This is a genomic window from Streptococcus sp. GMD4S, from assembly GCF_000296955.1.
Genome location: NZ_AJRE01000141.1, coordinates 1 through 2,601, shown reverse-complemented (window position 1 = coordinate 2,601; position 2,601 = coordinate 1). Strand labels below are relative to the sequence as shown.

2 protein-coding genes and 1 pseudogene are annotated in these 2,601 nt (G+C 42.9%); all 3 read right to left on the bottom strand.

What is annotated here, in order from left to right; translation table 11 throughout:
• Positions 1-61: 61 nt before the first annotated feature.
• Positions 62-772 (bottom strand): annotated as a pseudogene (locus GMD4S_RS07875) (ATPase, T2SS/T4P/T4SS family); the annotation flags it as partial.
• A gap of 62 nt (positions 773-834) precedes the next feature.
• Positions 835-1,200, bottom strand: a complete 366-nt coding sequence (locus GMD4S_RS07870; RefSeq protein WP_000286399.1) for a DUF1033 family protein — start codon at positions 1,198-1,200, stop codon at positions 835-837.
• 153 nt (positions 1,201-1,353) lie between these two features.
• A complete protein-coding gene (gene nagA / locus GMD4S_RS07865) occupies positions 1,354-2,505 on the bottom strand; it encodes an N-acetylglucosamine-6-phosphate deacetylase (RefSeq protein ID WP_001134442.1) in 1,152 nt (383 codons plus the stop codon).
• Between the last annotated feature and the right edge of the window lie 96 nt (positions 2,506-2,601).

Here is a 2,601-nt window from a genome sequence, read left to right as displayed (position 1 = left end):
CGGTTCGACCCCGGCCGCCGGTATAGTATTAAAGACAAGGTTTTCGGACCTTGTCTTTTTCTTTTATTTGTTGAATTTGTAACGCTGAAAAGACTGTCGCCCCTGTCAAACTGGCTCTGACCACTGCACGCGCCGTCTCGCTATCCCGAATTTCACCGATAATCAAGAGGTCAGGACGATGCCGGAGAGACAGTTTGATGAGATTTTCATAGGTCAAACCAATCGCTTCATTCAACTGCAACTGGAGCATGTCTTCCTGCTTGATCTCGACAGGATCTTCAATGGACATGACCTGTTGCCCCATAAACAGAGACTTGGCTAATTCGTGCATCAGAGTCGTCTTGCCACTTCCGACTGGACCTGCAAAGAGATAGAGTCCCCGTTGCCTGTACTGCTCACCCAGTTCGTTCATATCCTGAAACCAGAAATGCAGGTCCTGCTCCTCATCGTGCAACAAACGAATGACCAAACTCTCATGTCCCCGATAATCTCCCACGGTAGACAAACGCAGAGAAGACACCTTCTCCCCATGCTGATAGTCGCAAGAGCCCAGTTGACTACGTCTCTTCTCTCCTACGTTCATACCCGCCACAAACTTAAAATGACTAATCACAGCAGCTAAAACATCAAACTCATAGGAGTCAACGAGACACCGCTCGTCTCCAATCCGCATGTGAAGCTCGTAGGACTTTTCCTTGGGAATGAAATAGATATCCTGAGCCTTCTTTTCTTTCGCAGTAGCAATAATTTTCTGTGCAATTTCTTGTACCATACCGCCCTCCTTATCTAACTATTCGCAAAAAAATAAAAAAAGCAACTTAAAAAGTTACTTTTTTATCTCCATTTCATGCGGCAAGAACGGTGTTTTTCTTGACCTGTTTGTTTTTCGTAGCCTGGACGTAGCTTTTCATCGGGGATGACTTGCTCATCCTGTAAAAGTGCCAAAGAATGGTACTGCTGCAAATACTCATCGCACTCATCACACCAGCGTTGGTCGGCAGGATCCCAAAAAATAGTCATCAAATCACTCCGACTTTTATAAAGAGGATTCTTCTTTTCCAGCTCAAACCAGCATGATTTATAATATTTTAGAGCATCATAATACTTGTCAAAAGATTGACTCATGATGACATCTTCTTCCCAACCTTCTATGAACCACCACGGTTCAAAATCCCCATACATTTCTATAACACGATACATTCTTACTACTTCCTTTGTATCGTATATTATATCTAATTTTTTATTACAAGAAAAGGATTTTGCTTGTTTCCCCCATTAGCAATTTCTTTAATCCTATTATTTTCATCTGATAATAAAAATAGGAGTCCTTTATTGACCCCTATTTTTATCATCTTAGGCTTGATAACGTTTCACACCATCTAGGTAGGTTGCTACCAATTCCAAATCTTTATCCAGTACGATAAAGTCGGCATCATAACCTTCACGGATTTGACCACAGACATCATCGATGTGAACAGATTTTGCTGGGTTGAGGCTGGCCATCATGACTGCTTCATGCGGATTCGCAATGCCCCATTCGACCACATTCTTCAAACCATCTTTGAGTTTAAGGATAGAACCTGCCAAATTGCCTGTAGATTTGAGGCGAGCAGTTCCATTAGCAACTACTACTGGGAATTCTCCCAACATGTAGTCGCCATCTTCCAAGCCACCAGCTGTCATACAGTCTGTGATAAGGGCGATATTTTCAGTTCCCTTTTGTTTGAGCAAGATATCACAGGCCTTTGGATCCACATGGTGACCGTCACAGATCAACTCTGCATAGGTATGTGGCAACTCATACATGGCTCCCACCATACCGAGCTCACGGTGAGTCAACCCACGCATTCCATTGTAGGCATGTACCCAAACGCTTGCTCCAGCATCCACTGCTTTTTTAGCTTCATCAAAAGTCGCATTTGAGTGTCCAAGAGCAACAGTCACTCCTTCACCCGTAATTGTACGAACAAAGTCTTCTACACCTTCACGTTCTGGCGCAAGGGCAATTTTATTGAGCAGGCCATTAGCTGCTTTTTGCCAAGCACGAAACTCATCCATACGAGGATCTTTCATGTAAGCAGGGTTTTGAGCTCCCTTGTATTTCTCTGTGAAATAAGGCCCTTCAAAATAGATTCCACGAATCTTGGCTCCACTTGCTTCCTGGTAACGAGCACCGATATTTTCAGTTACCGCAAGCAACTGCTCGTAAGAAGAAGTCAACGTCGTTGGCAAGAAGCTAGTAACACCTGTGCTAAGCAATCCTTCACTCATAGTATGAAGGGTTCCTTCGATGTTATTATCCATGACATCGACACCACCAAATCCATGAATATGGGTATCCACAAGTCCTGGGGCAATGCTATAACCGGTATAGTCAATCACCTCAGCTCCTTCAGGAATCTGTTCTACATGTTTACCAAACTTGCCATCCACAAGTTCCAAGTAACCGCCACGACGAACTCCGTGTGGGTAGAAAAACTGATCCGCTTTAATATAATTAGGCATAATGATAACCTCCTTGATAGATTGATTCTAGAATTTATTATGTCAATTACATTATAAACCTTTCTTTTTCATTTGTAAATGGTATAGACCTATTTT